This is a genomic window from Enterorhabdus sp. P55, assembly GCF_009911695.1.
Classification (GTDB): domain Bacteria; phylum Actinomycetota; class Coriobacteriia; order Coriobacteriales; family Eggerthellaceae; genus Enterorhabdus.
On record NZ_QWKK01000146.1, the window covers coordinates 1 to 4,313 of the forward strand.

3 protein-coding genes are annotated in these 4,313 nt (G+C 69.0%); all 3 read right to left on the reverse strand.

The features are described 5' to 3' along the window. Nucleotides 1-369 precede the first annotated feature (369 nt). Entirely contained in the window at nt 370-963 is a 594-nt protein-coding gene (locus D1643_RS09945) for a hypothetical protein (RefSeq protein ID WP_160710470.1), read from the reverse strand. A 474-nt stretch (nt 964-1,437) separates the two neighbouring features. Beyond that, entirely contained in the window at nt 1,438-3,276 is a 1,839-nt protein-coding gene (gene asnB, locus D1643_RS09950) for an asparagine synthase (glutamine-hydrolyzing) (RefSeq protein WP_160710471.1), read from the reverse strand. Continuing rightward, nucleotides 3,261-4,184: an aspartate/glutamate racemase family protein gene (locus tag D1643_RS09955; protein WP_160710472.1), complete on the reverse strand. Its 924-nt coding sequence runs from the start codon at nt 4,182-4,184 to the stop codon at nt 3,261-3,263. The genes asnB and D1643_RS09955 overlap by 16 nt, the downstream gene beginning before the upstream one ends. Nucleotides 4,185-4,313: the final 129 nt, after the last annotated feature.

Below are 4,313 nucleotides of genomic sequence, written 5' to 3' on the forward strand. Positions count from 1 at the left end.
CCCCCGCCCACGCCCGCAGCCGCGCCCCCGCCCGCGCCCGCAGCTGCGCCCCCGCCCGCCCCTGCCCACGCCCTTCCGGCGCGATTCTGCACAGTTTTTTCGACTTTGCGACGCTTGGGCGGCTTTTCACCGGCCTGGCGCTGGGGAAGACGGACGGGTCGGGCAGGGGCGGACTTATATTCCCCTACGAGAACAATGATGACCTGGTGGGATGAAAAGCGGGTGGAAGAGCTGCGCGAAGCGGCTCGGCAGTGTTGTCGCAAAGTCGAAAAAACTGTGCAGAATCGTGTCCCGCGCATAGGCGCAGGGGGTGCGGGAGGCCCCCCCTGCGCTTGCAAGCATGCCCCTAGCCTGATACGAGCCTCGTCGTCAGCCTATCGGATATACGCCCACCTGGGTCACTCCGTCTGCCTCGTAAACGGGGATGTAGGTGATGTCCTCCTTGAGCGCTTTCTCGTAGGCGGTCAAAACAGCCTCCTCGCTCAGTTTCTCCTCCGCGCTTTCGGAGAGAATGCCAAGCGCTTGCGGGGCGGCAGTGGCGGGAGGTGTGCTTTGCAAGACGGCCGTGATCTCTGACGCCTCCGCTAAGCTGATGCCTTCACCGGGGGGTAGCTGCTCGTTCATGGCGTCCTTGAGAGAGGCGGCAAGTCTCTCTTTGCGAGCAGTGGCGAAGGCAATGGCCTCTTCTGGCGTTGACACCACGCCTGCAGCACGTTCCTCGTCCTCTCGCAGGATGTACCCTTTGTTTCCGTTGGTCGCCTGAACTGCGATGAGGTCGGGGTATTGGCCTCGCTGCTCGAATCCTTCCACAGGCCCGTAGGATAAGCCTGCCTCGTTGGTCTTGATGGGATCGGCCCCTTCGGCTGGCTCGACGAAGTGGAGTCCTGCGGTCGCCATAAGCGAGAGGACGACAAGGGTTCCGCCCAGGGCCCATCGAATGCTCCTCTTGTTATCGTGTCGCATGGGATTCGCCTCCTAGAGGTTGAGGGTTCCTGACTGATAGAGCGAATAGTAAGAGCCGCTCTGTCCGTCGTTGTAGTACCTGTTTCCGTAGGAGAAGCAGCTTGTGCTCACGCCTGCTGCCACGCCGCTGGAATATGCGGCGGTTATGCTTTGCCCGCTGTTCAATGCCGAGTTGTTGTATTGGTAGTAGCTCTCTCCGATGCGCGAGCCTCCGATAGAGAGCACGGCTTGGGCCCCCGTTCTCCCGGCAGGCAGATAGGAATTCGCGACAACCTCGGAAGTGGCAAAGGCGGTCTTTGCGACCGTCCGTATCGTTGAGCACCCTTTTGCCGAGCCTCCGTATTTCCAACTTGATGAGGTGGGCCCGGCTGCGAGGGCCAAGCCGGAAAAAAGGTCGATGGTTTCGCGGGAGGAAAGGTTTTTTCGGGAGGCGCGAAGGACGTGCGGGCGCGAGAGAGGCGGAGAGGGTCGGCCTCAGCGCCTGACGAAGAACTCGTCGTACCACACCAAAAAGCAGTAGGCCGACCAGATGCGCTTCATATGGGAGCAGCGTCCCTCGCGGTGCTCGTCGAGCAGCTGCGCCAAGGCGCCCACGTTGAAGAAGCGCGCGGCCTCGGCGCCGGTGAGGCGCTCGCGCACCAGCGTGTGCCACGGCTCCTCGCGCAGCCACTGGGCGAGCGGGGTGACGAAGCCTATCTTGGGCATCTGCGCCGTCTTGGCCGGCAGCGAAAGCGCGGCGGCGCGGCGCAGGGCCGGCTTCGTTTGGGCGCGGGTGACGCGTTCGGCCGTGGGCAGGCGCAGCGCCACGTCCGCCACGTGCCGGTCGAGGAAGGGAACGCGCAGCTCGAGTGAGGCCGCCATGGACATCTTGTCGGCTTTCTGGAGGATGTCGCAGGGCAGCCATATGCGCAGGTCGGCGTATTGCATGGCCGTGACCTCGTCCAGCCCCTCTGCCTCGGCGAACACGTCCGCCGTCCACCAGGGAGGAGGCGGGCAGTCCAGGGGTGATCGCAGGTAGCGCCCGCATTCCTCGAAGGCGTAGACGTACTCGTTGCGCAGGTAGCGCACGGGAAGCGCGTGGCGTCCGCGCATGAGGAAGCGCCGCCCGTGGAAGGGCGGCAGCGCCTCGGCCACGTTGCCGGCCAAGCGCCTCAAGGGCGCCGGCACGTGCAGGTAGGGGGCGAAGTCCAGGCACTCCTGGTAGTAGGCGTAGCCGCCGAACAGCTCGTCGGCGCCCTCGCCGGACATGACCACCTTCACGTCGCGGGCGGCCAGCTGGCACAGGTGGTAGAGGGGGATGGCCGAGGGGTTGGGCAGCGGCTCGTCCAGGTGGTACTGCACGGCGGGGACGGAGCCGAAGAACTCCGCCGGCCCGATGACGGCCGCCGTGTTGCGCAGGCCGAGCGTGCCGGCCAGCTCGCCGGCAGCTGCCAGCTCGGAGTAGCGCTCCTCGCCGTAGCCGATGGAGAACGTGCGCGCGTCCATGACCTGCGCGGCCTCGGCCGCCACGAGCGACGAATCCACCCCGGCGGAGAGAAAGCACCCCACCTCCACGTCGGCTGCGGCGTGAGCGCGCACCGAGTCGCGCACGGCTCCCGCGATGCGCGCGTCCCACTCCTCGGGCGCGGCGCTCTCCTCTGCGAAGGCGAGGCGGTGGTAGCGGTGGGCGCGCAGCTCGCCGTCCTGCCAGGTGAGGCACGTCGCCGGAGGCAGGCGCCTCACGCCCTCGAACAGGGTGCGGTCGCCGGGAAGGTACTCGAAGCACAGGTAGGCCGGCAGCAGCCGCTCGTCAAGGCGCTTCTCGAAGGAGGGATGCGCCAGGAACGCCTTGACCTCCGAGGCGAAGAGCAGCTCATCGCCGGTCGCATAGTAGTAGAGCGGCTTGATGCCGAAGGGATCGCGCGCCAGGAAGAGCATCCGCCGGGGTCGGTCGTAGATGACGAAGGCGAACATGCCGCGCAGGTGTCCCAGCAGGTCGGCTCCCCACTCCTCCCAGCCGTGGAGCAGCACCTCGGTGTCGCTCCTCGTGCGGAAGACGTGACCGGCTTGCTCGAGCGTGGCGCGGAGCGCGTGGTGATTGTAGATCTCGCCGTTGAAGCACACCGCCACACGGCCGTCGGGTGTCTCCATCGGCTGGTCGCCGCCAGCCAGGTCGATGATGGAGAGCCGGCGAAACCCCAGGGCCACGGCCTCGTCGACGAGGTAGCCCTCCGAGTCGGGGCCGCGATGCGCGATGACATCGGCCATGGCGCGCACGACAGCGGCGCGGTCGTAGCTGCGGGAAGGCGAGGCGAATCCTACGAAGCCGCACATGGCGCCTCCTCTCGGGACGGGTGGCTGGATGATGCGCGGTTCCGGTCGGCCCGGGGGCGGACCTGAGCATCATCCCCTGCGGCCGTCGCAGGCCCCCGGCTGCCAGGTGCGGCGACGGCGGATGCCGCGCGGTTTTGGCGGGCGGCTGCGGCGGCGGAGCCCGCGGCGTCCGAGGTGCGGGCCGGCCTCGTCGTCGCGATCCCCGGGCGCAGCCGGCCACCGGCGCGCAGGATGACGGCGTCGGCCAGCGCGGCGAGGGAGTCCACTACGGCCACGCCGCCGGGTGTCTCGGCCGCGTGCCAGGCGCAGGAGAGCTCGGTGCAGCCGAGCACCACGCCCGCGCAGCCCTCCTCGGCGGCCAGACGCGCGCAGAGGAGGGCGACGGCGACGGAGGGCACGGGGGCTCCCGCCTTCACGCCCTCGTAGATGAGGGCGGTGACGCGGGCTTGAAGCGCTGGGGAGGGGTAGGCGCACTCTATCCCGCGGGCGGCGAGGGCGTGGTCGTAGAGCCCCGCGGTCGCGGTTCCCTCGGTGGCCAGCACGCCGACGCGCGCGAGGCCGAGGGCCTGGCAGGCCGCAGCGGCCTCGTCGATCATGGAGACGAGCGGGACGGAGACGGCCTGGCGGATGGCGCCTGCGAAGGCGTGCGCCGTGTTGCAGGGCAGCGCGAGGAAGGCGCAGCCGGCATCCTGGAGCACGCGCGCGTCAGCCGCCAGCCCAGGGGCGGGGGAGGCGGGGGAGCGGCCGAGCAGGAAGGCGGTGCGGTCGGGTAGCGCAGCGTCGTTGAGCACGAGGGTGCGCACGTGGTCTTGGTCGCGGCGCACGTCGGCGCGCTCCACGAGCAGCGTCGAGAAGCGCGCGGTGGCTGCCGGCCCCATGCCGCCGATCACGCCGACGAGCGCCGTCATGGCCGCGCTCCTGCCGCCGCGTCGGCCAGGGCCGCCGTGTCGCCCGGGGCGGGAGCCGGCCACGCCGCCGCGGTCTGGGACGGCTCGGAGTTGCCGGGCGACGCGGGCCGGACGAACGTCCAGCGTTCG

Bases quoted from the DNA above. Each gene is read 5' to 3' on its own strand.
- D1643_RS09955 (WP_160710472.1), bottom strand. From the start codon at position 4,184: ATGACGGCGCTCGTCGGCGTGATCGGCGGCATGGGGCCGGCAGCCACC.
- D1643_RS09945 (WP_160710470.1), bottom strand. From the start codon at position 963: ATGCGACACGATAACAAGAGGAGCATTCGATGGGCCCTGGGCGGAACC.
- asnB (WP_160710471.1), bottom strand. From the start codon at position 3,276: ATGTGCGGCTTCGTAGGATTCGCCTCGCCTTCCCGCAGCTACGACCGC.